Origin of the sequence: Streptomyces sp. NPDC048278, assembly GCF_040652195.1 — a bacterium.
Classification (GTDB): Bacteria; Actinomycetota; Actinomycetes; order Streptomycetales; family Streptomycetaceae; genus Streptomyces.
Genome location: NZ_JBEZLP010000006.1, coordinates 35,614 through 56,146, shown reverse-complemented (window position 1 = coordinate 56,146; position 20,533 = coordinate 35,614). Strand labels below are relative to the sequence as shown.

Annotated in this window: 19 protein-coding genes; 6 read left to right on the top strand and 13 right to left on the bottom strand. The window is 73.8% G+C overall.

Going from position 1 to position 20,533, the window contains the following annotated elements; all coding sequences use genetic code 11:
- Window positions 1-91: 91 nt before the first annotated feature.
- Entirely contained in the window at window positions 92-1,255 is a 1,164-nt protein-coding gene (gene mycP, locus AB0D74_RS13200; protein WP_362584399.1) for a type VII secretion-associated serine protease mycosin, read from the bottom strand.
- Complete coding sequence (locus AB0D74_RS13195) at window positions 1,252-2,067, bottom strand: hypothetical protein (protein ID WP_362584397.1); 816 nt, start codon at window positions 2,065-2,067, stop codon at window positions 1,252-1,254. Before AB0D74_RS13195 ends, mycP begins: the two co-directional genes overlap by 4 nt.
- A gap of 2,014 nt (window positions 2,068-4,081) precedes the next feature.
- On the opposite strand from AB0D74_RS13195, the gene AB0D74_RS13190 reads away from it, so the two are divergent.
- Window positions 4,082-5,284, top strand: a complete 1,203-nt coding sequence (locus AB0D74_RS13190) for an amino acid deaminase/aldolase (RefSeq protein WP_362584394.1) — start codon at window positions 4,082-4,084, stop codon at window positions 5,282-5,284.
- Between the two features lie 14 nt (window positions 5,285-5,298).
- On the opposite strand, the gene AB0D74_RS13185 is transcribed toward AB0D74_RS13190, so the two are convergent.
- From AB0D74_RS13185 to AB0D74_RS13170, 4 genes are read right to left on the bottom strand one after another with little or no spacing between them, the layout of a single operon-like run.
- On the bottom strand, window positions 5,299-6,105 hold the full coding sequence (locus tag AB0D74_RS13185) for a DUF2510 domain-containing protein (RefSeq protein ID WP_362585110.1): 807 nt from the start codon (window positions 6,103-6,105) through the stop codon (window positions 5,299-5,301).
- A gap of 48 nt (window positions 6,106-6,153) precedes the next feature.
- The gene (locus AB0D74_RS13180; RefSeq protein ID WP_362584391.1) at window positions 6,154-6,945 is read right to left on the bottom strand and encodes a 3-oxoacyl-ACP reductase; all 792 of its coding nucleotides are present in this window, start codon (window positions 6,943-6,945) and stop codon (window positions 6,154-6,156) included.
- On the bottom strand, window positions 6,942-8,321 hold the full coding sequence (locus AB0D74_RS13175; RefSeq protein ID WP_362584388.1) for an aldehyde dehydrogenase family protein: 1,380 nt from the start codon (window positions 8,319-8,321) through the stop codon (window positions 6,942-6,944). The genes AB0D74_RS13180 and AB0D74_RS13175 overlap by 4 nt, the downstream gene beginning before the upstream one ends.
- Before the next feature lie 8 nt (window positions 8,322-8,329).
- Window positions 8,330-9,694: a glutamine synthetase family protein gene (locus tag AB0D74_RS13170; protein WP_362584385.1), complete on the bottom strand. Its 1,365-nt coding sequence runs from the start codon at window positions 9,692-9,694 to the stop codon at window positions 8,330-8,332.
- A 105-nt stretch (window positions 9,695-9,799) separates the two neighbouring features.
- Between AB0D74_RS13170 and AB0D74_RS13165 the strand changes: the two genes are divergently transcribed.
- On the top strand, window positions 9,800-10,534 hold the full coding sequence (locus AB0D74_RS13165; RefSeq protein WP_181807830.1) for an FCD domain-containing protein: 735 nt from the start codon (window positions 9,800-9,802) through the stop codon (window positions 10,532-10,534).
- A gap of 59 nt (window positions 10,535-10,593) precedes the next feature.
- A complete protein-coding gene (locus AB0D74_RS13160; protein ID WP_362584381.1) occupies window positions 10,594-11,289 on the top strand; it encodes a gamma-glutamyl-gamma-aminobutyrate hydrolase family protein in 696 nt (231 codons plus the stop codon).
- Window positions 11,290-11,564: 275 nt separating this feature from the next.
- Here AB0D74_RS13160 and AB0D74_RS13155 read toward each other — a convergent pair whose 3' ends face one another.
- Window positions 11,565-12,485: a LysR family transcriptional regulator gene (locus tag AB0D74_RS13155; protein ID WP_362584378.1), complete on the bottom strand. Its 921-nt coding sequence runs from the start codon at window positions 12,483-12,485 to the stop codon at window positions 11,565-11,567.
- Window positions 12,486-12,555: 70 nt separating this feature from the next.
- Here AB0D74_RS13155 and AB0D74_RS13150 point away from each other — a divergent pair, with 70 nt between their 5' ends.
- Window positions 12,556-13,674, top strand: coding sequence for a TDT family transporter (locus AB0D74_RS13150; RefSeq protein WP_362584375.1), 1,119 nt, complete (start codon window positions 12,556-12,558; stop codon window positions 13,672-13,674).
- Here AB0D74_RS13150 and AB0D74_RS13145 read toward each other — a convergent pair.
- The 3 genes from AB0D74_RS13145 to AB0D74_RS13135 all read right to left on the bottom strand — a co-directional run bounded on the left by AB0D74_RS13145 (window position 13,586) and on the right by AB0D74_RS13135 (window position 15,591).
- Complete coding sequence (locus tag AB0D74_RS13145) at window positions 13,586-14,299, bottom strand: helical backbone metal receptor (RefSeq protein WP_362584372.1); 714 nt, start codon at window positions 14,297-14,299, stop codon at window positions 13,586-13,588. The genes AB0D74_RS13150 and AB0D74_RS13145 overlap by 89 nt on opposite strands.
- A 67-nt stretch (window positions 14,300-14,366) precedes the next feature.
- The gene (locus tag AB0D74_RS13140; protein ID WP_362584369.1) at window positions 14,367-14,939 is read right to left on the bottom strand and encodes an XRE family transcriptional regulator; all 573 of its coding nucleotides are present in this window, start codon (window positions 14,937-14,939) and stop codon (window positions 14,367-14,369) included.
- 151 nt (window positions 14,940-15,090) lie between these two features.
- Window positions 15,091-15,591, bottom strand: coding sequence for a hypothetical protein (locus AB0D74_RS13135; protein ID WP_362584366.1), 501 nt, complete (start codon window positions 15,589-15,591; stop codon window positions 15,091-15,093).
- 176 nt (window positions 15,592-15,767) lie between these two features.
- Between AB0D74_RS13135 and AB0D74_RS13130 the strand changes: the two genes are divergently transcribed.
- Together AB0D74_RS13130 and AB0D74_RS13125 are read left to right on the top strand one after the other, a co-directional pair.
- On the top strand, window positions 15,768-16,697 hold the full coding sequence (locus AB0D74_RS13130; protein ID WP_362585107.1) for a 5'-3' exonuclease: 930 nt from the start codon (window positions 15,768-15,770) through the stop codon (window positions 16,695-16,697).
- 116 nt (window positions 16,698-16,813) lie between these two features.
- A complete protein-coding gene (locus tag AB0D74_RS13125; protein WP_362584364.1) occupies window positions 16,814-17,659 on the top strand; it encodes a siderophore-interacting protein in 846 nt (281 codons plus the stop codon).
- A 110-nt stretch (window positions 17,660-17,769) separates the two neighbouring features.
- Here the strand turns inward: AB0D74_RS13125 and AB0D74_RS13120 are convergent, their stop codons facing one another.
- From AB0D74_RS13120 to AB0D74_RS13110, 3 genes are all read right to left on the bottom strand, one after another.
- The gene (locus tag AB0D74_RS13120) at window positions 17,770-18,546 is read right to left on the bottom strand and encodes an ABC transporter permease (RefSeq protein WP_362584362.1); all 777 of its coding nucleotides are present in this window, start codon (window positions 18,544-18,546) and stop codon (window positions 17,770-17,772) included.
- On the bottom strand, window positions 18,543-19,556 hold the full coding sequence (locus AB0D74_RS13115; RefSeq protein ID WP_362584359.1) for an ATP-binding cassette domain-containing protein: 1,014 nt from the start codon (window positions 19,554-19,556) through the stop codon (window positions 18,543-18,545). Before AB0D74_RS13115 ends, AB0D74_RS13120 begins: the two co-directional genes overlap by 4 nt.
- 197 nt (window positions 19,557-19,753) lie before the next feature.
- Window positions 19,754-20,389: a PadR family transcriptional regulator gene (locus AB0D74_RS13110; protein WP_362584355.1), complete on the bottom strand. Its 636-nt coding sequence runs from the start codon at window positions 20,387-20,389 to the stop codon at window positions 19,754-19,756.
- Between the last annotated feature and the right edge of the window lie 144 nt (window positions 20,390-20,533).

The following is a 20,533-nucleotide window of genomic DNA, read 5'->3' as shown; positions in this document are numbered from 1 at the left end:
GCCCGGTGGGGGCTGGTCGCGCAGTTCCTCCCCCAGCCTTCGGCCGGGGGGACCCCCAGCGCCCCTCACGGGGCCCGGTGGGAACTGCGCGTCAAGTTGTTCTTCTGCGGCTCCGCCACAGGACCACCGACGCGACGAGCAGTACGCCGCCCGAGCCGCCGGCCAGGGGTGCTGCCCAGTCGGTTGCGGTCGACGACTTCTCCTCCGGGTCGGGGCCCGAGCCGAAGTACTTCTTGCTGTAGGACGCGGAGGTCAGGTTCTGCGTCTTGAGCCTGGCCGCGGACTTGATGGCGGCGGCCGGGTCGATCATGCCGAAGCCCCGGGAGTCGTCTCGGCCGCCGGCCGGGGCGTCGCGGGCGGTGTCCTCCAGGAGTTTCTTGATCTGGGCCGGGGTCAGCCCGGGGTGGGCGGCCTTGATCAGGGCCACGGCACCGGAGACGAAGGCGGAGGCGGCGCTCGTCCCCCAGCCCTCGTAGTACTTGTGGTCCGGGTCGGCGATGACGATGTCGACGCCGGGCGCGCTGACCGTGGCGTACCAGCGGCGGGTGGAGAAGTCGGCGCGGGTGCCGAACTTGTCCACGGCGGTGGCGGCGATGACGCCCGGGTAGGCCGCCGGGTAGGAGATGTGGTCGCCCTTGTCGCCGCCGTTGCCGGCCGAGGCGACGACCACGACGTCCTTCTTCAGGGCGTACTGGATGGCCTCGTCCTCGCTGGGCTCGGGGTGCGCCGAGTCGGAGTCGTCGCCGAGGGAGAGGTTGATGACGTCGGCGCCGTGGTCGGCGGCCCAGCGGATGCCCTCGGCGAGGGCGTTGCCCCGGGTGGAGCGGGCCTTGGCGCGGGCGCTGTCGCCGTCTTCGAGGATGACCCGGACGGGCAGGATCCTGGCCTCGGGGGCGACCCCCATCACGCCGTCGCCGTTGCCGACCCCGTGGCCGTGACCGGCGATGATGCCGGCCATGGCGGTGCCGTGCCGGGCCCAGTCCCGGTCGCCGGGCCCGGCGCCGAAACCGATCATGTCCTTGGCGGCCAGGACGTTGCCCGCGAGGTCCGGGTGGTCGGCCTCGACGCCGGTGTCCAGCACGGCGACGGTGATGCCCCTGCCCTTGGTGGTCTGCCAGGCCTCGTCCAGGTGCAGGGCGGACAGGCCCCACTGCTGGGCGCGGATGCTGTCCGCGTACGCGGTGGTGGACGGCAGCAGGGCGAGCGAGCCGGCCAGCAGCAGGCTCACCGCGGCACCGGTGGCGCGGCGTTTCATGAGGGCTTCTCCGTGGCCGGACCGACGATGTTCTGGCGCAGCCGCCGTTCGACGCGGTCGGCCAGGCCCTCCGCCTCGTTGCCGAGGCCCGCCTGGGCCGCGGCCGTGGTGGCGCCGGACGCCTCGGCGTCGGCGGCGGGCTGCGGGGTGTCGACGGTACGGCCGTCGGCCCAGCCGGAGACGGCGTAGGCGACGACCGGGGCGTCGGTGAGCACGGAGATCGTCCAGGAGGCACGCTGGTGCGGGCCGAACCGCTCGGCGGCGGTGTCCTTCGCGGCGTACGGGAGGGGCAGCAGGTCGGTTCGGCGGTCCAGGCGTTCGTCCGTGAACCGCTTGGCGAGGGCGGTCATGCCGGCCGCGTCGGCCTTGGTGAAGAGCAGGCCCACGGTCGTCACGTAGCTCTGGGTGGCGTCGGTGTAGGTGGCGCGGATCAGGCGCTGGCAGCCGACGGGCGCGAGGGCCTTGCGCAGCAGCGGGTCGAAGGCGCCGGTGCAGCCGGTGGCGGGGGCGACGGCGATCCGGGTCCAGGTGCGGTCGGCTCCGCCGGGGCCGGCGCCGGTGCCCTGTACGGTGCGCGGGAACAGCTCGTCGACGGGCACGTTGTGCCAGAGGCCGGCGGTTGAGCTGAAGCTGGTCGCCGCGCCCGCGTCACCGCCGTCGTCGACGATCCAGCCGCCGGTCACCGCGCCGCCGATGAGGCCGAGGCCGAGGACCATGCAGGCGGCGGCAGCGACCGTGCGAGGCGCCACGCGACCGGCCAACGACAGCCCCCGCCCCCGCTCGTCGTACCCCTCGGGCTCACCGAAGGTCACAACGGGCCGCTCCCGGCCGGGAGTTCCCGCGGAGGCGCTCCAGGACATCGACGGGTCCGGGGCGGGGCGGAAGGGATGTATCGGCGGGGCGGTGTCGCGGTAGGAAGGCGGCACGGGGGTGGGAGCGGGCGCGGGAGGCGGCACGGTGGCGGAGTCCGGGCGGGCCGTGGTCGGAGCGGCCGAGGGCCGTGGCGGCGCCCCCGCCGCCGGGCGTGCGGGACCGTCGACGCCCGGGAACGCCGTACCGGTCGCCGACGAAGCGGCGGGACGCGGCTGGGTGCCACTGTCCGGGAGCCCCGCCGGGCCACCCGGCCTAGACGGCGCCTCGCCCCCCGGGCCTCCGGCTGCCGGAGGCACTGTCGGACGCGGCGGGGCACCGGACGCCGGGACGCTCGTCGGGCGCGCGGGGACGCCTGGCCCCGCGGGTCCGGCCGGACGCGGAGGTGCACCGGCTCCCGGAACACGCGCCGGACGCGAGGAACTGCCGGGCGCGGGGGATCCCGCGGGACGCGGGGGAACACCGGTCGACGCGCGCCCGGTCGCGGGCGGTGCGGCGCCCGCCGCCGGAGGGTCCGCGGGACGCGCGGGAGTGCCGGCGGGCGGAGGGCCGGCCGGGCGCGCGGGAGTGCCGGCCGTCGGGGCGGCCGTCGGGCGCGGTGGGGTGCCGGTGGACGGCGGACGGGCCGGCCGGGGTGGCGGTGGGGTGGCCTTCGGGGGTGACGTGGGGCGGGGCGGGGCGGTCGGGACGGGGAACGTCCGCATGTGCGGGCTCCACGCGCTGCCCGAGTCCTGCGCGCCGAGGGAGCTGGTCGGGTACTCGCCGCGCTGCGGTTCGAGCCGTCCGGGCCCGGCCGTGCCGGACGGGCCGCCGGTCCTGTCGCCCGACGGCGCGGACGGTGTGCCCGGGCGCGCGGGCGCGGGCCCGGTGGCACCACGCCGCTCGTCCGGCTCCGACGTCGGCTCCGGTTCCGCCGCCGCGCGGAGGGGGCGCGGCGGGACGGGGGGTTGCGACCCGGAATCCGCGCGCCGCGGCGACGGGCCCGGACCGTACGACAGCCGGAACGGCGCGGTCCGCCCGGGCTCCCGGCCGGGGGGCGCGGGCGGTGCGGCACGGCCGGGCTCCCGGTCCGAGGGCGTCGACGGCCCCCGTCGGCCGGCCTCCCCGACGGTCTCCCTGCCGATATCCCCGCCGAAGAACCCGGACGGCGTCGGCGGCACCGACCGACCGGGCTCCCGGCCGGAAGGCGCCGGGGGTCTGTCCGGGAAGCGGGCCGAGGCCGGTGGCGGCGGCAGGGGTGTGGGGGAGGTGTCCCGAGGCGGCTGGTCCTGCGGCGGCCGGAGGCCGGGCCGGCGGGGCCGAACGATGTGTTCGGCGGACGTCGAGCGGCCGACAGCCCGGTCCCCCGTACCCTGTTCGACCTGCCCCACCGCACCGCCCCGACTCGTCCGGTCTTCACGACTCTGCTGCCCACCGGGCCGTCCAGGCAGCTGGTCCTGCCCGGTGGTCCCGGCCCCACCAGTGGATACGTCCGGCCGCTGCGACCGGTTCATCCGGGCCGGCCGGTCGAAGAACCCGGGCCGGTCCGCCCGGCGGGGCGCGTCGGCCGCACCCGGGGCATCGCCCCGGCCGCTCCCGCCGCCGCCCGGCCGGGTCCCGTCGGCCGTTGGCGCAGGCTCCCCGGTGGGCTCCGTCGGGGCGTGGTCGGACGAGGGGCGCCGTGGGATCGGGGCGTGCCGCGCTTCGCTGCTCATGCGCCCCCCGTTTCCTCGTGCCCGGGCCAACTCCTCGTACGGGCCGTCGTGCTCCCCGGTGCGAAGGCGTCCGCCCCCGGGCACGCATACCCGCACGCGCGGACCCGCATCCCGGCGCGGGTCAGGCGCCCGGTCGTTCCGCCGTACGTGCGCGTCACTCTACGGGTTGTGCGAGCGCGAACGGCAACCAGTCCACGGGCCCGCGGCATCTGCCCGGATCGTCCCCCTACCCTGCGGTAATCCTGTCTGGCAGGCTTCGTTCATGACTGCGCGCGCCGCCGACCGGGCCCGTTACGACCGGGCCACCGCCCCTCTAGAGGCTCCCCTCGCGATCGTGGATCTGGAGGCCTTCGACGCCAACGCGGACGATCTCGTGCGGCGGGCCGGCGGCAAGCCGATCCGGGTCGCGAGCAAGTCCGTGCGCTGCCGCCACCTGCTGGAGCGGGTGCTCGCGAAGGAGGGCTTCGCGGGGATCATGTCGTTCACGCTCGCGGAGTCGCTGTGGCTCGCGCGGTCGGGGTTCGACGACATCCTGCTGGCGTATCCGTCCGCCGACCGGAACGCGTTCGCCGAGCTGGCCGCCGATCCGAAGCTGGCCGCCGCCGTGACCGTGATGATCGACGACCCGGCACACCTCGACCTGATCGACGCCGCCCGGGACGGCGGGAGCGAAGTGGTCCGGGTCTGCCTGGAGTTGGACACCTCGCTGAAGCTGCTCGGGGGCCGGGTGCGGGTCGGGGCCCGGCGTTCGCCGCTGTACTCCCCCGCCCAGCTCGCCGACCTCGCCCGGACCGTGGCCCGGCGGCCCGGCTTCAAGCTGGTCGGGATCATGGGGTACGAGGGGCACATCGCCGGGGTCGGGGACGACGTCGCCGGCCGGCCGCTGCGCTCCCGCGCGGTGCGGCTGATGCAGGCCACCGCCCGCCGGGAGCTGGCCGAGCGGCGGGCCGCGGTGGTGCGGGCGGTCCGGGCGGTGGCGCCGGACCTGGAGTTCGTCAACGGCGGCGGCACGGGCAGCGTGCAGACCACGGCGGCGGAGGACGCGGTCACCGAGATAGCGGCCGGGTCGGGTCTGTACGTGCCGCGTCTCTTCGACAACTACACGTCGTTCACCGGCCGTCCGGCCGCCCTGTTCGCCATGCCGGTGGTCCGGCGGCCCGGTGTCGGGGTCGTGACCGTCCTCGGCGGCGGCTACCCGGCCTCGGGTGCCCCGGGACCCGACCGGCTGCCGGTGCCGTACCTCCCGGAGGGGCTGTCGTACGACCCTCAGGAGGGCCCCGGCGAGGTGCAGACCCCGCTGCTCGGCTCGGCGGCGGACGACCTGCTGATCGGCGACAAGGTGTGGTTCCGGCACGCCAAGGCGGGTGAACTGTGCGAGCGGTTCGCCGAGTTGCAGCTGGTCGAGGGCGACCGCGTGACGGCGACCGTGCCGACGTACCGGGGCGAGGGCCACACGTTCCTCTAGGTGCCTGCGGGGGCCTAGGGGTGGTCCGCCGGGCGGATGCCCTTCGTGATGGCGTCCATGTCGGACAGCGGCGGTCCGTCCGGGCCCGCGTCGAAGACGAACCGGACGACGACGGGGGCCGGTACGCCGGTGTCGGACGGGAAGGCCAGGGACTGGACGTAGCCGCCCGGTCCGTCGGCGGTCCGCACCCTCCAGCGCACCAGGTAGCCGTCGCGGCCCGCCACGGCGACCTGTCCGGCCTTGACGACCCGATGGGACCGGATGCCGCCGTACGGGCGCCGGCCGCCGGGGTCCTGGCCGTAGGCCTCCTCGGCCGCGGCGGGGACGTCCCGTTCGGCGACGGTGCGCGGGGAGGTGCCGTCGGCGCTGCCGGCCGTCCGGCTGATGACCTGGCCGTGGCGGCACCGGCCGGTGTCGGCCGGGCAGGCGTAGGTGCCGTCGGTGGTCATCACGACGTCGTCCTGGGCGAGGTACGAGGAGCCGGTCCAGCCGGCCGGTACCGGCAGGGTGATGCCGTTGAGCTGGTCGACGACGAGGGACCGGGGCGCCGCCGCGCTGGGGGCGGCGCCGACCGCGGTGTCGGCTCGGCCGGCCGCCTCGTCGGTGCGGAGCACGGTCGCGCCGGTGACTATCGCCGTCGCCAGCACGGCCGCGGCGGACGTCAGCGCGACCGCCTTGGCCCGCCCGGACGCCCGCGCCGCCGGGTTCGGCGGCGCGGGGAGACCGGTCGGGGTGCGCCGGTGCTCGGTCCAGGCCCGTCCGTCCCACCAGCACTCCAGGTGCGGGGCCTCGGGGTCGGCGTACCAGCCGGGCGGCGTCATGCTCACTCCCGCACTGTAGGGCGGGGGCAGGGCTCCGTACACGGAGTCCTAGAGGGGCGTGACGTACGCCCCAGAGATCCCGCCGTCCACCAGGAAGTCGCTGGCGTTGACGAAGGAGGAGTCGTCGCTGGCCAGGAAGGCGACGGCGGCGGCGATCTCCTCGGCCTCGGCGAACCGGCCGAGCGGGATGTGCACCAGGCGGCGGGCGGCGCGCTCGGGGTCCTTGGCGAACAGCTCCTGGAGCAGCGGGGTGTTGACCGGTCCGGGGCAGAGCGCGTTGACGCGGATGCCCTCCCGGGCGAACTGCACGCCCAGTTCACGGGACATGGCGAGGACGCCGCCCTTGGAGGCGGTGTAGGAGATCTGCGAGGTCGCCGCGCCCATCCTCGCCACGAAGGACGCGGTGTTGATGATGGAGCCCCTGCCCTGCTGCCGCATGTAGGGGATGGCGGCCTTGCAGCACAGGTAGACGGAGGTGAGGTTGACCTCCTGGACGCGCTTCCAGGCCTCGAGGCCGGTCTCCAGGATGGAGTCGTCGTCGGGCGGCGAGATACCGGCGTTGTTGAAGGCGATGTCGACGCTGCCGTAGGTGTCGAAGGCGGTCTTGAACAGGGCCTCGACCTGTTCGGCGTCGGTGACGTCGACCTTCACGAAGAGCCCGCCGACCTCCTCGGCGGCGGCCTTGCCGCGGGTCTCGTCGACGTCGCCGCAGACGACGTGGGCGCCCTCGGAGGCGAGCCGCCGTGCGGTGGCGAGGCCGATGCCGCTGCCGGCTCCGGTGATGACGGCGGTGCGGCCGACGAGGCGGCGGCAGACGATCTCAGGGGTCTCAGCGGTCACTGTGCGGGGCCTTCCGTGCTGATGAAGACGTTCTTGGTTTCGGTGAAGGCGGTGAGCGCGTCCGGGCCGAGTTCGCGGCCGATCCCCGACTGCTTGAAGCCGCCGAAGGGGGTCCAGTAGCGGACGCTGGAGTGGGAGTTGACGGACAGGTTGCCGGCCTTGACGGCCTGGGAGACGCGCAGGGCGCGGCCGACGTCCCGGGTCCAGATCGAGCCGGAGAGGCCGTACTCGGTGTCGTTCGCGAGGCGGACGGCGTCGGCTTCGTCGTCGAAGGGGAGGACCACGGCGACGGGTCCGAAGACCTCCTCGGCGGCCACCCGTGCGCGTGGGTCGACGCCGGTGAGGACGGTCGGCGGGAACCAGAAACCGGGGCCTTCGGGGGCCTTGCCGCGGATGCCGGGCGCGTCGGCGTCGACGTACGAACGGACGCGTTCCAGCTGGGCCCTGGAGATCAGCGGGCCCATGTCCGTCCGCTCGTCGGCCGGGTCGCCGACGGTCACGGACTCGATCGCGGGGGCCAGGAGTTCCAGGAAGCGGTCGTGGACCGACCGTTGGACGAGGATGCGGGTGCGGGCGCAGCAGTCCTGGCCGGAGTTGTCCAGGAAGGACATGGGTGCGGCTGCCGCGGCGGCCTCCAGGTCGGCGTCGGCGAAGACGAGGTTGGGGCTCTTGCCGCCGAGTTCGAGGGTGACGCGCTTCACCTGGTCGGCGCAGAGCGCCATGATGCGCCTGCCGACGCGGGTGGAGCCGGTGAACACGATCTTGGCGACGCCGGGGTGGCGGACCAGCGCCTCGCCTGCGATGTCGCCGCGGCCGGGGAGTACCTGGAAGAGGTGCTCGGGCAGGCCTGCCGTCAGGGCGAGTTCGGCGAGGCGGAGGGCGGTGAGCGGGGTCGTCTCGGCGGGCTTGAGGATGACCGCGTTGCCGGCGGCGAGGGCGGGGGCGGTGCCCCAGGCCGCGATGGGCATGGGGAAGTTCCAGGGGGCGATGACGCCGACGACCCCGAGGGGTTCGAGGAGGGTGACGTCGAGGCCGCCGGGGACCGGGATCTGCCGGCCGGTGAGCCGTTCCACTCCCCCGGCGGCGTAGTCGAGCAGGTCGCGGACGTTGCCGGCCTCACAGCGGGCGTTGCCGACGGTGTGCCCGGCCTCCCGGACCTCCGACTGGGCGAGTTCCTCGCGGTGTTCGTCGACGGCGACGGCGAACCGGCGCAGCAGCCGGGCCCGTTCGCCGGGTGCGAGGGCGGCCCACCGCTCCTGGGCGCGGGCGGCCCGGCGTACGGCGGTGTCGACGTCCGTCTCCAGGGCCCCCGGGACGGTAGCGATCACCTCCTCCGTGGCCGGGTCGAGGACGTCGAGTTCGTACTGTTGCGACAAGGGGTGCCTCACATGCGTTCGAAGGAGCGGCGCAGCTCCCAGTCGGTCACCGCGGCGTCGAAGGCCTCCAGTTCGACGCGGGCCATGTTGCGGTAGTGCGCGACGACCTCGTCGCCGAAGGCGGCTCGGGCGACGGGGCTGTTCTCCCAGAGCTCGGCGGCCTCGCGGAGGGTGGTCGGGACGTGGGCGAAGTCGGCGGTGTAGGCGTTGCCGGGGCAGGCCTTGGGGAGTTCCAGCTTCTGCTCGATGCCGTAGAGCCCGGCGGCGACCAGGCCGGCGACGGCGAGGTGCGGGTTGACGTCGCCGCCGGGCAGCCGGTTCTCGAAGCGCAGGGAGCGGCCGTGGCCGACGACGCGCAGCGCACAGGTGCGGTTGTCCGGGCCCCAGGCGACGGCGGTGGGGGCGAAGGAGCCCGGCTGGAACCGCTTGTAGCTGTTGATGTTGGGGGCGTAGAGGAGCGAGAAGTCGCGGAGGGCGGCGAGCTGTCCGGCGAGGAAGTGCCGCATCACGTCGGACATGCCGGGCCCGTCGGGGTCGGCGAAGACGTTGCGCCCGTCCGCGTCGGTCAACGACAGGTGGATGTGGCAGGAGTTGCCCTCCCGCTCGTTGTACTTGGCCATGAAGGTGAGGGAGACGCCCTCCTGGGCGGCGATCTCCTTTGCGCCGGTCTTGTAGATGGCGTGCTGGTCGCAGGTGGTCAGGGCCTCGTCGTAGCGGAAGGCGATCTCGTGCTGCCCGGGGTTGCACTCGCCCTTGGCGGACTCGACGGTCAGCCCGGCGCCCGCCATCTCGTTGCGGATCCGGCGCAGCAGGGGCTCGATCCTTCCGGTCCCCAGCACCGAATAGTCGATGTTGTACTGGTTGACCGGGGTCAGCCCCCGGTAGTTCGCGTCCCAGGCCGCCTCGTAGGTGTCCTTGAACACGATGAACTCCAGCTCCGTACCGACCTGTGCGGTGTAGCCGAGTTCGGCGAGGCGCTCCAGCTGGCGGCGGAGGATCTGGCGGGGCGCGGCGACGACCGGGGAGCCGTCGTTCCAGGCGAGGTCGGCGATGAGCATCGCCGTGCCCGCGTTCCAGGGCACGCGGCGGAGGGTGGAGAGGTCGGGGTGCATGGCGAAGTCGCCGTAGCCGCGGTCCCAGGAGGACATGGCGTAGCCGTCGACGGTGTTCATCTCGGTGTCGACGGCCAGCAGGTAGTTGCAGCCCTCGGTGCCGTGGCGCAGGACCTCGTCGAGGAAGAAGCGGGCGGCGAACCGCTTGCCCTGCAGCCGCCCTTGCATGTCGGGGAAGGCCAGGACGACAGTGTCGATCTCACCGCTCGCGACGAGGGTGTGCAACTCCTCGACGCTCAGCGGGGGTGTGCGGTCTGCCACGGGAGCTCCTTCGGCTTCTTTCGCGATGGTGCTGCGCTACTGCGGCCGGGCGGGGAGCTCTAAGGTATTGAACAGAACCATTGCTTGGGAAGGGGGTACGGCCATATGTCACTGGACGCGGACGGCGCCCTCGACGACCCGTTGACTCCGGTGCTGCGACCGGTGCGCGCGGGCAACGGTTTCGAGGAGGCGCTGGAGCAGATCCTGCAGGTGGTCCGGCTGGGCCTGGTTCCGGGCGGCGAGCGGCTGCCCGCCGAGCGGGTGCTGGCGGAGCGGCTCGGGATCAGCCGGGTGACGCTGCGCGAGGTCCTGAAGGTGCTCCAGGACCAGGGCCTTGTGGAGTCCCGGCGCGGGCGCTACGGCGGGACATTCGTGCTGCCGCGCACGGACGCGGGCGGCGAGGACGAGCTGCGGCGCCGGATCACCGAGGTCGACATCGAGGACGTGCTGCGCTTCCGGGAGGTCCTGGAGGTGGGCGCGGCGGGCCTGTGCGCGGCGCACGGTCTCACCGGCGAGCAGGCGCTCCGCCTCCGTGAGGCGCTGGCCCGCACCCACGAGGCGCCGCTGGCGGACTACCGCCGCCTGGACACGCTGCTCCACCTGACGATCGCCGAACTGTGCGGCTCGCCCTCCCTCACCGCCCAGTACGCGGCCGTACGGGCCACGGTCAACGACCTCCTGGACTGCATCCCGCTCCTGGTGCGCAACCTGGAGCACTCGCAGCGCCAGCACATCGCGCTGGTGGAGGCGGTGCTGGACGGGGACGCGGACGGCGCGCGGGAGATGATGCGGGAGCACTGCGCGGGGACGGCGGCGCTGTTGCGGGGCTTTCTGGCGTAACGGCCCATGCGCATGTCATAAAGGTAGGCACGCGCACCTTTGTGACACGGGAGGGGACCATGACCCGAGGACGGCCGCTGATCGGCGTGAGCACATACCTGGAGGCCGGGGCGCGCTGGGGCGTCTGGGAGCTGGAGGCGGCCCTGCTGCCGGCCGGCTACCCGCGGCTCGTCCAGCGGGCCGGGGGCCTGGCGGCGATGCTGCCGCCGGACGCGCCGGAGCATGCGGCGGCGACGGTGGCCCGCCTGGACGGTCTGGTGATCGCGGGCGGCCCGGACGTGGAGCCGGTCCGGTACGGCGCCGAGCCCGACCCCCGCACCGGGCGTCCCGCGCGCGCCCGGGACGCCTGGGAACTGGCCCTCGTCGACGCGGCGCTGGCCGCGGGCGTACCGCTGCTCGGCATCTGCCGCGGCATGCAGCTCCTGAACGTCGCGCTCGGCGGCACCCTCGTCCAGCACATCGACGGCCACGCGGAGGTGCCGGGTGTCTTCGGCCACCACCCGGTCAAGCCGGTCCCCGGCACGCGGTACGCGGAGACGGTCCCGGAGGAGGCCTCCGTGCCCACCTTCCACCACCAGGCGGTGGACCGCCTCGGGGCAGGACTGCTGCCGTCGGCCCACGCGGCCGACGGCACGATCGAGGCGGTCGAACTCCCCGCCGATCGCGGCTGGGTCCTCGGGGTGCAGTGGCACCCCGAGATGGGGGAAGACCTGCGGGTGATGCGCGCACTGGTCAACGCCGCATCCACCTCCTGAACCAGGTTCTCGCCCCCGCCGCCCCTACCCGTCCCATCCTCCAGGGGACGCCCCCCTCCACCCCCCACCCCGGGGGGGCTACCGCCCCCGCACCCCCGCTTCAGCCTGAACGGCCTCGTCCTCAAACGCCGGACGGGCTGGAGCGGGTGCGAACCGGCCTTCGCCCTCGGGTCCCCGGACGGGCTGTGTGTTCGACCATTCCTCTTCAAGTGACCGAGTCGGGTGGTGGGTGGGCGAAGGGTTTTGGGGGTGTAGGGGGCGGAGCCCCCTGGGCGTCAGGTGCGGGTGAGGGAGAGTAGGTCGCGGGCTGGGCCTGTTGGGCGGTGGCCGGTGGGCCAGACGGCTCGCAGGTCGCGGCGGAGGGCGATGCCGTCCAGGGGGATGCTGACCAGCCGCCGCATCGACAGCTCCTCCCCCACCGCGAGTTCGCTGAGGACCGCCGGGCCCGCCCCGCCGACCGCCGACGCCTTCACGGCCGTGGTCGAGGACAGTTCGATCAGCGGACGGGCCAGGCCGCCCAGCGCCGCGTCGAGGACCTGGCGGGTGCCGGACCCGCGTTCGCGGAGGATGAGAGGGGTGGCCGCCAACTCCGCCGCGGCGAGCGGCCGACGGCGGCGGGCCCAGGGGTGGGCGGGGGCGACCACGACGACCAGGCGGTCGTGGGCTATCACCGCCGAGTCCAGCCCGTGCGGGACCGAAAGGCCCTCCACGAACCCCAGATCCGCCTCGTCCGCGAGCAGCCGTTCCGCGACCGCCGCCGAGTTGCCGGCCAGCAGGGACACCGCCGTGTCGGGCCGCTGGGCGCGCAGCGCAAGCAGCCAGCCGGGCAGCAGGTACTCGGCGATGGTCATGCTCGCCGCGACCCGCAGCCGCGAGTCCCGCCGGTCCCGGAGCGCCTGGGTCCCCGCGTCGAAGGCCTCCGCCGCCTCCACCACCCGCCGCGCCCAGTCCGTCACCAGCGCCCCCGCGTCGGTGAGCCGGGAGCCGCGCGGTGAGCGGTCGACGAGAGCCACGCCCAGCTGCCGTTCCATCGAGCGGATCCGGCTGCTGGCCGCGGGCTGGGTGATGCCGACCTCACGGGCCGCCGCCCCGAGGCTGCCGAGCCGGGCCACGGCCAGCAGCAGTTCCAGCGCCCCGAGATCCGGTACCCGGTGCGCCAGCGTGCCGCCGCCCGCCCGTTCCGCCGCCTCGCTCATAAGACCAGCTTATGCCCCCATAGAGACAGACTCCCTGGTTGCGCGCGGGAAGCGGCGCGACGGTGGACTCATGGTCACCGCAGTCCGGCATCTCGGCCCCAACTGGTACGCGTCCGTCATGGGCACCGCGGCCCTCGCCCTCGGCGGCGCCGCACTCGGCGCCGACGGCCCGCGCGAGCTCTTCGTCGGCATCTGGGCACTGTCCCTGCTGCAACTCCTGGTCCTGCTGGCCGCCCGTGCCCTGCACTGGGCCTGCCACCGCGACCAGGCCCTCGCCCACCTCCGCGACCCCGCGGTCGCCCCCTTCTACGGCTGCCTCGCCATGGCCCTGCTCGCCGTCGGCGCCGGTGCCCTCACCCTCGGACGGGACTGGATCGGCGGGCCGGCCGCCGTCGCGCTGGACTCCGTGCTGTTCGTCGCCGGTACCGCCGTGGGGCTCGTGGCCGCCGTCGCCGTGCCGTACCTGCTGGCCGTACGGCACCGGGTCGAGCCCGGTCAGGCCGCTCCGGCCTGGCTGCTGCCGCTGGTCGCGCCCATGGTGTCGGCCGCGGTGGGTCCGCAGCTGGTCCCGCACCTGCCGCCCGGGCAGCTCCGCGAGACGCTGCTCTACGGCTGCTTCGCGCTCTTCGGGCTGAGCCTGCTGACCACGCTGCTGATGCTGACCCTCGTCTTCGCCCGGCTGGTCACCCGCGGCCCGCTGCCGCTCGCGCTGACGCCGACGATCTTCCTGGTGCTGGGCCCGCTCGGGCAGTCCACGACGGCCACGGGCGCCTTCGCGGACCTCGCCCCCGGGGTCGTACCGGCACCGTACGCGGCCGGTTTCGGCCTCCTCGCCGTGCTGTACGGCGTTCCGGTCATGGGGTTCGCCCTGCTGTGGCTGGCGCTGGCGACCGCGCACGTGGTGCGGGCCCGGCGGCACGGCATGCGGTTCGCCATGACGTGGTGGGCCTTCACCTTCCCCGTGGGCACGTGTGTCACGGGCGCCGCCGCGCTCGGCCGGCACACCGGGCTCGCGGTGTACGACTGGCTGGCGGTGGGGCTGTACGGGCTGCTCGCCGCCGGCTGGCTCGCGGCGGCCTCCGGCACCGTACGCGGGCTGCTCAGCGGCGAGCTGCTCGCAGCGCCTCGCCCAGCACCCGCGGCGCCCCGGCCAGTGACGGTCCGTACCACGTCAGGTGCCGTCCGCTGAGCAGGGCGCACGGCAGACCGGGGAACGCCTCCGGGCCGTCGGCGGCGGTGAAGCGGTAGGGCTCGTCCGGGAGGACGACCAGGTCGGGGGCCGCGTCGAGGAGTTCGTCGAGCGGGACCCGGGGGTAGCGCTCGGGGTGGTCCTCGAAGAGGTTGCGGATCCCCAGCCGGGCCAGCACGTCCCCGGCGAACGTGTCCCTGCCCAGGACCATCCACGGCCGCCGCCAGATCGGTACGACCGCGGTCGTACCGGGGCCTGCGGGCGTCGGTGCCGACCACGCCTGCTCCGCCTCGTCCAGCCAGCGGGGGCGGCCATGCGCCCCGCACGCGGTCAGGACCCGCTCCAGTTCGCGGAAGGCCTGCGGCACGCTGCGCACCTCGGTGACCAGGACCGGCACGCCGGCGGCGCGCAGGGCGTCCAGGTCGGGGGCGCGGTTCTCCTCCTCGTTGGCGATCACCAGGTCGGGGGCGAGGGCGAGGATGCGGTCGAGGGCGGGGTTCTTGGTGCCGCCGATGCGGGTGAGGTCGAGGTCGGCCGGGTGGGTGCACCAGTCGGTGGCGCCGACGAGGACTCCGGGGAGCGTCTGCGCCACGGCCTCGGTGAGGGAGGGCACCAAGGAGACCACGCGCCGTGGTGCTCCGCCGGTCCGTCGTGGTTGCGCGCGCGGTTCCCCGCGCTCCTCGCGTGGCGCTTCAGCGGGGGCGATCCTGGACCGCCTCGATGTGTTCCGCCACCGCGACCACGACGACCCGGGTGTCCGGGACCGTCGCCCGCCAGCGGTGGCGGACTCCGCCGGTGAGATAGAGGGTGTCGCCGCGGCCGAGGCGGTAGGCGCGGCCCTCGGCCTCGACCTCCACGGCGCCGTCGGCGACGTACATCAACTCGTCGTTGCGGTGCTGGAATTCGCGGCCGGCGTCGTGGTCGCCGGTGAACTCCGAGGCGTGCAGCTGGTGGTGACCGCGGACCAGGGAACGCACCTGGGGCGCGAAGTCCGGCTCAGTGGCGTCGTCGGCCCGTACGACGTCGACGCTGCACGCCGGGTCGGCGGCGGCGAGGAGTTCGACGGCCGTGGTGCGCAGCGCGTCGGCGAGCTTCTCCAGGGAGGTGCGGCTGGGGCGGGCCCTGTCGTTCTCGACCTGGCTCAGGAAGGGCACCGAGAGGCCACTGCGCTCGGCCACGACGGCGAGGGTGAGCTCCAGCGCACGGCGGCGCCGCCGGACTGCCGCGCCCACCCGCACGGGCTGCTGGTCTTTGTGGTCGCCCATCGCTCCGGCTCCCTCCTTCGCTCGTCGTACTGTCCTTCGGGTGCCAGGCTCCGGCCGGGCCCCTCCTGATGGGTTCTCTGCACCCTACGCATGTTCGGCAAACCGTTTCAGGCGGCCGTCACATCCCCGTCACGTCCGGTGAGCGCGACCCTCACAGTTCGCGCCAGTGCACGAGCGCGCCGGACGCGCCGGGCGCGGACTCCTCCTTCGGGATGAACACGCTGACCAGGACGGCCGCACGGCCGTCGGGGTCGGTCGGCAGTGCGGCCGGCGGACCGGCGGGGGCACGGCTGCCGCCGGGTGCGGGCGGGCTCAGCCGGCCGGCCCGGCCGGCTGAGGCGTCGTAGGCATGAACGGACCGGCTCCGCAAGTGGTTCCGCAGACGCCGGCCCCCGATCAGGACGAGGGGGCGCCCCGGAAGTTCGCCGTGCGAGCGGTCGCCGTCGTTCCCTGCGGTGCCCCGGACGCGGAGTGCCTGGTCGGGACGGTCGTCCGGGCGGACCCGCCCGACGGTGAAGTCCCGCGGGGTAACAGGGAGTTGGCGGCCGGTGGCACGGCCGGCGCGGTGGCGGCCGGTCGGTTCCACCGTGCCGCCGCGGACCGCGGTGCCGTCGGGCGTGCCCTCGGCGCAGCGGGACAGGGCGCGAGGCACGTCGAACGCACGGTCGGCCGGCTCGGTCGGCAGGGCGGAAAGGCTTGGGCAGTGCCGTAGCGCTACGTGGTTGGCCGGATCCTTTTCGTAGGCGGGACCCGTCCGCCGGTGCCGCCGGGCCGCGCGGAGGACCGGCCGGTGCCGGGAGCCGGGCGCTGTCGGTGCCGTACGGCATGATGCCTGGCGTGACCGCACGACTGATGCTTCTCGACACCGCCTCGCTGTACTTCCGCGCCTACTTCGGCGTCCCCGACTCCGTGAAGGCCCCGGACGGCACGCCGGTGAACGCCGTGCGCGGGCTGCTGGACTTCATCGACCGGCTGGTCAAGGACCACCGTCCGGACCTGCTGGTGGCCTGCATGGACGCCGACTGGCGACCGCAGTGGCGGGTCGACCTCATCCCCTCCTACAAGGCGCACCGGGTCGCCGAGGAGCGCGCGACGGGACCGGACCAGGAGGAGGTGCCGGACACCCTCTCCCCGCAGGTGCCGGTCATCGAGGAGGTGCTGGACGCGCTCGGCATCGCCCGGGTCGGCGTCGCCGGGTACGAGGCCGACGACGTGATCGGCACCTTCACCGCGCGCGCCGCGGGCCCGGTGGACATCGTCACCGGCGACCGTGACCTCTACCAGCTGGTGGACGACGCGCGCGGGGTGCGGGTGCTGTACCCGCTGAAGGGCGTCGGCACGCTCCAGATGACGGACGAGGCGTGGCTGCGCGAGAAGTACGGCGTGGACGGAGGCGGGTACGCGGATCTGGCGCTGCTGCGCGGGGACCCGAGCGACGGGCTGCCGGGGGTGCCGGGCATCGGCGAGAAGACGGCCGCGAAGCTCCTCGCCGAGTTCGGCGACCTGGCCGGGATCATGGCCGCGGTCGACGACCCGAAGGCGAAGCTCACGCCGTCGCAGCGCAAGCGCCTGGACGAGGCCCGGCCGTATGTCGCGGTGGCGCCGAAGGTGGTCCGGGTCGCCGGTGACGTCCCGCTGCCGGACGTCGACACGGCGCTGCCGAAGGCCCCCCGCGACGCGGCGCAGTTGAACACCCTGGCCGCCCGCTGGGGCCTGGGTGGCTCGATGAACCGCCTGCTGGCGACACTGGAAGCCTGACACCGGAAGGCATTCTTCCGGCAAAACCCACTCGCCAAGTGTTCATGGAAGGGGCGTCAACCGGGAAGGAGATGCTAACTTAGGTAAACCTAACCATTTGAGCAGGGAGGCCGGTCATGGCAGAGCGCCCGGGACGTAAGCCGCGTAAGCCCCATTCCGCTCAGGTGGTGCGCACCGAACGGCTGAGCCCGCACATGCAGCGCGTGGTGCTCGGCGGTGACGGGCTGGCCGGTTTCGCCGCGGACACCTGCACCGATCATTACGTGAAACTCCTCTTCGGGCCGGCGGGCGTCACCTATCCGGAGCCTTTCGACCTGGAACAGATCCGGGCCGGGTTCCCCCGCGAGCACTGGCCGGTGACCCGGACCTACACCGTGCGCTCCTGGAATCCCGAACACCGGGAGCTGACCCTGGACTTCGTGGTGCACGGCGACGAGGGTCTGGCCGGGCCGTGGGCCTGCCGTGTCCAGCCCGGCGAGACCGTGCGTTTCATGGGCCCGGGCGGCGCCTACGCCCCCGACACGGGCGCCGACTGGCATCTGCTCGCCGGTGACGAGAGTGCGCTGCCCGCGATCGCCCGCGCCCTGGAGTCCCTGCCGACCGGCGCGAAGGCCTTCGCCTTCCTTGAAGTCTCCGGCCCCGAGGAGGAGCAGAAGATCGACTCCGACGTGGAGGTCGTCTGGCTGCACCGGGGCGAACGGCCGGTCGGCGAGGCCCTGGTCACCGCCGTACGGTCGCTGGAGTTCCCGGACGGCCGGGTGCACGCCTTCGTGCACGGCGAGGCGAGCTTCGTGAAGGAGCTGCGGGCGCTGCTGCGCGTCGAGCGCCAGATCCCGCGCGAGGATCTCTCCATCTCCGGCTACTGGCGTCTCGGCCACAACGAGGACGGCTGGCAGGCCTCCAAGCGCGAGTGGAACGCCCGCATCGAGGCGGAGCAGGAGAGCGACGCCGCCGCGGCCTGAGCCGACCGGCCCCCACCACGGACCGGCCCCACCGCGGGACGGTCACGCCACAGACCGGCAGCACCGCAGAACGGCGGCACCTCGCGAGGAGGTGCCGCCGTTCTCTGCCGTCACACCGACCGCTGGTACGACCTGAAGGTCCTGATCGACAGCCACACGGCCACCACCGCCAGGGCCAGCAGCGCCCCGCCCCGGCCGAGCACCGCACCCCAGTCGGGGTCCGCCGACAGGGCCGAACGGCTCGCCACCATCGCCCAGTTGAGCGGGTTGAAGTCGGCGATGTGCCGCATCCAGCCGGGCATCTGGGACGGTGCCATGAAGGCACTGGACAGGAAGGTCAGCGGGAGCAGCAGGAAGGTGTTGATCCCGATGATCGACTCCCGCTCGCGCACCAGCATGCCGAGCGCGTTGGACAGCGCGCCGAAGACCGTGCCGAGCAGCACGGAGGAGACCAGCAGGACGGCCACACCGCCGACCCCGCCCGGGTAGTCGGCGCCGCCCAGCAGGCCGAGCAGCACGATGATCAGCGACTGGCCGGCGGTGACCAGGCCGTTGTTCACGACGTTGCCGTTCATCAGCGCGGCCCTGCTGACCGGTGTGGTCAGGAAGCGGTTGAGGGTGCCGCGCTGGATCTCCTCCAGGGTGCCCATGCCCGCCCACATGTTGGAGCTGAGGGCGCTCATCACGACCACGCCCGGCACCAGGTAGTCGAGGTAGGAGGTGGTGCCGAAGCCGCCCAGCTCGACGACCTTCCTGAAGAGGTTGCCGAACAGGAACAGCCAGATCACCGGCTGGATGAGGGTGATGACGGCGAACGCGGGCTGCCGGGCGAACACCACCAGCTGACGCTGGGTCATGTACCAGGTCTGGGACAGGGCGTTGCTCATCGCGCACCTCCGGCCAGGGCGAGGGAGCCGGAGTCGGTGGCGTCGGCCTCGGCGTAACGGCGGCCGGCGTAGCGGAGGTAGACGTCGTCGAGGGAGGGCCGGGCGACGGTCGCGGCGACCACGGTCACCCCGGCCCGCTCCAGGGCGGCCAGCAGCGCCGGCATCGCGGCGGCCCCGTCGTCGGCGCGGGCGCTGATCCGGCGCCCGTCGAACAGCGTCTCGTGCACGCCCGGCAGCCCGGTCAGCGCGCCGGTGAGCAGGGTGCGGCCGGCTTCCCCGGGGGCCTCGCGCAGCTCCACGTGGACGGCGTCGCCGCGCAGTTCGCCCTTGAGGGAGTCCGGGGTGCCCTCGACCACGACCCGGCCGCGGTCGACGATCGCGATGCGCTCGGCGAGCCGGTCGGCCTCCTCAAGGTAGTGCGTGGTGAGCAGGATGGTCAGGCCCTCCTGACCGGCCAGCCGGCCGATCTCGTCCCACATCGCGGTGCGGGCCTCGGGGTCGAGACCGGTGGTGGGCTCGTCGAGGAAGAGCACCTCGGGGCGGTGGACCAGGCCGAGGGCCACGTCGAGCCGGCGCCGCATGCCCCCGGAGTAGCCCTTGACCTGGCGTCCGGCGGCCTCCGTGAGGGTGAAGCGGTCCAGCAGCTCGTCGACCCGGCGGTTCAGCCCGGCCCCGCGCAGGCCGTAGAGCCTGCCCTGGAGCTGGAGGTTCTCCCGGCCGGTGGCGACCGGGTCGGCCCCGGAGTTCTGGGCGACCACGCCGATCGCGCGGCGCACCCGGTCGGGGTGGCGCAGCACGTCGTGGCCGGCCACGGTGGCGGTGCCCGAGTCGGGGCGGGCCAGGGTGGTGAGGATCTTGACGGTGGTGGACTTGCCAGCGCCGTTGGGCCCGAGGAGCCCGAAGACGGTGCCGGGTTCGACGGTGACGTCCATGCCGTTCAGCGCGGTGACGTCGCCGGGATAGGTCTTGATCAGCTGGCGCGCCTGCACTGCGGGCGCACGGGTGTTCATGACAGGGCTCTCCTGTGTGAGCGGATGACAGATGACAGCGGATGACAGCTGATCCACCTGAGGAGCGCCGGGCTATCCTGGATGTGCCGCACCTCGATCGCCCGGATCTGCCCCACGGCGGATTCAGCTCGGGGTTCGAGACCCTGGCGGAGCTGCTGCAACAGCTCTGCCGGGGTCTGTTTCTCTCGCAGCTTCCTCTACTGCTGCTCCACCTCCGTGAACTCCGGCGGGAACTCGCCGGTCTCGTGGAACCGGCGCCAGCCCTCGACGCCCGGCAGCGAACCGTCCCGTATCTCCCGCACGAAGCCGCGGACCCAGTCGGTCTGCGCCTCCAGCATGTGCAGGTGGTACTCGACCTCCACGACGAAGAGCCGGGGCAGCGTCTCGTGCAGCTTCTCCAGCACGGCCCTGCCGCCGGCGACCTCCACCTCCAGGGAGCTCAGCCGCCCCTCCAGCAGGCGCACGACCTCGTCGGGCGGCAGGGCGCCCATCAGCGAGAGCGCCGTCTCGAAGATCGGGTACTCCTTCACCGGGACGGCCATCAGGTCGGACAGCCAGTGGACCATCTCCTCGCGCCCGGCGTCGGTGATGCCGTACACCGTGCGCTCGGGGCGGTTGCCCTGCCGCTCCACGTCGGCCACCTCGACGAAGCCGTGCTTCTCCAGGTTCTGCATGACCGTGTAGAGCGAGCCGTAGTTGATCCGGGTGCTGGTGTCCTTGCCCTGACGGCGCATGGTCTGGGCGATCTCGTACGGATGCATCGGCTTCTGCCAGAGGGTGGTCAGCACGACGAGCGCCAGGGGATTGCTGAGCTTGCGCCGCTTCACCGCCACACCGACCACCTCGTCTCCGAATATCCGTGGCAGAACATATCGCGAGTCGAGCGGACTCGTCAATACACACGATGTATCGCGTCTGAACGGGCTCCGCAAGAGCGTGAGGACTTGGGCCCGCCCCGGACACGCCCGCGTGACGCG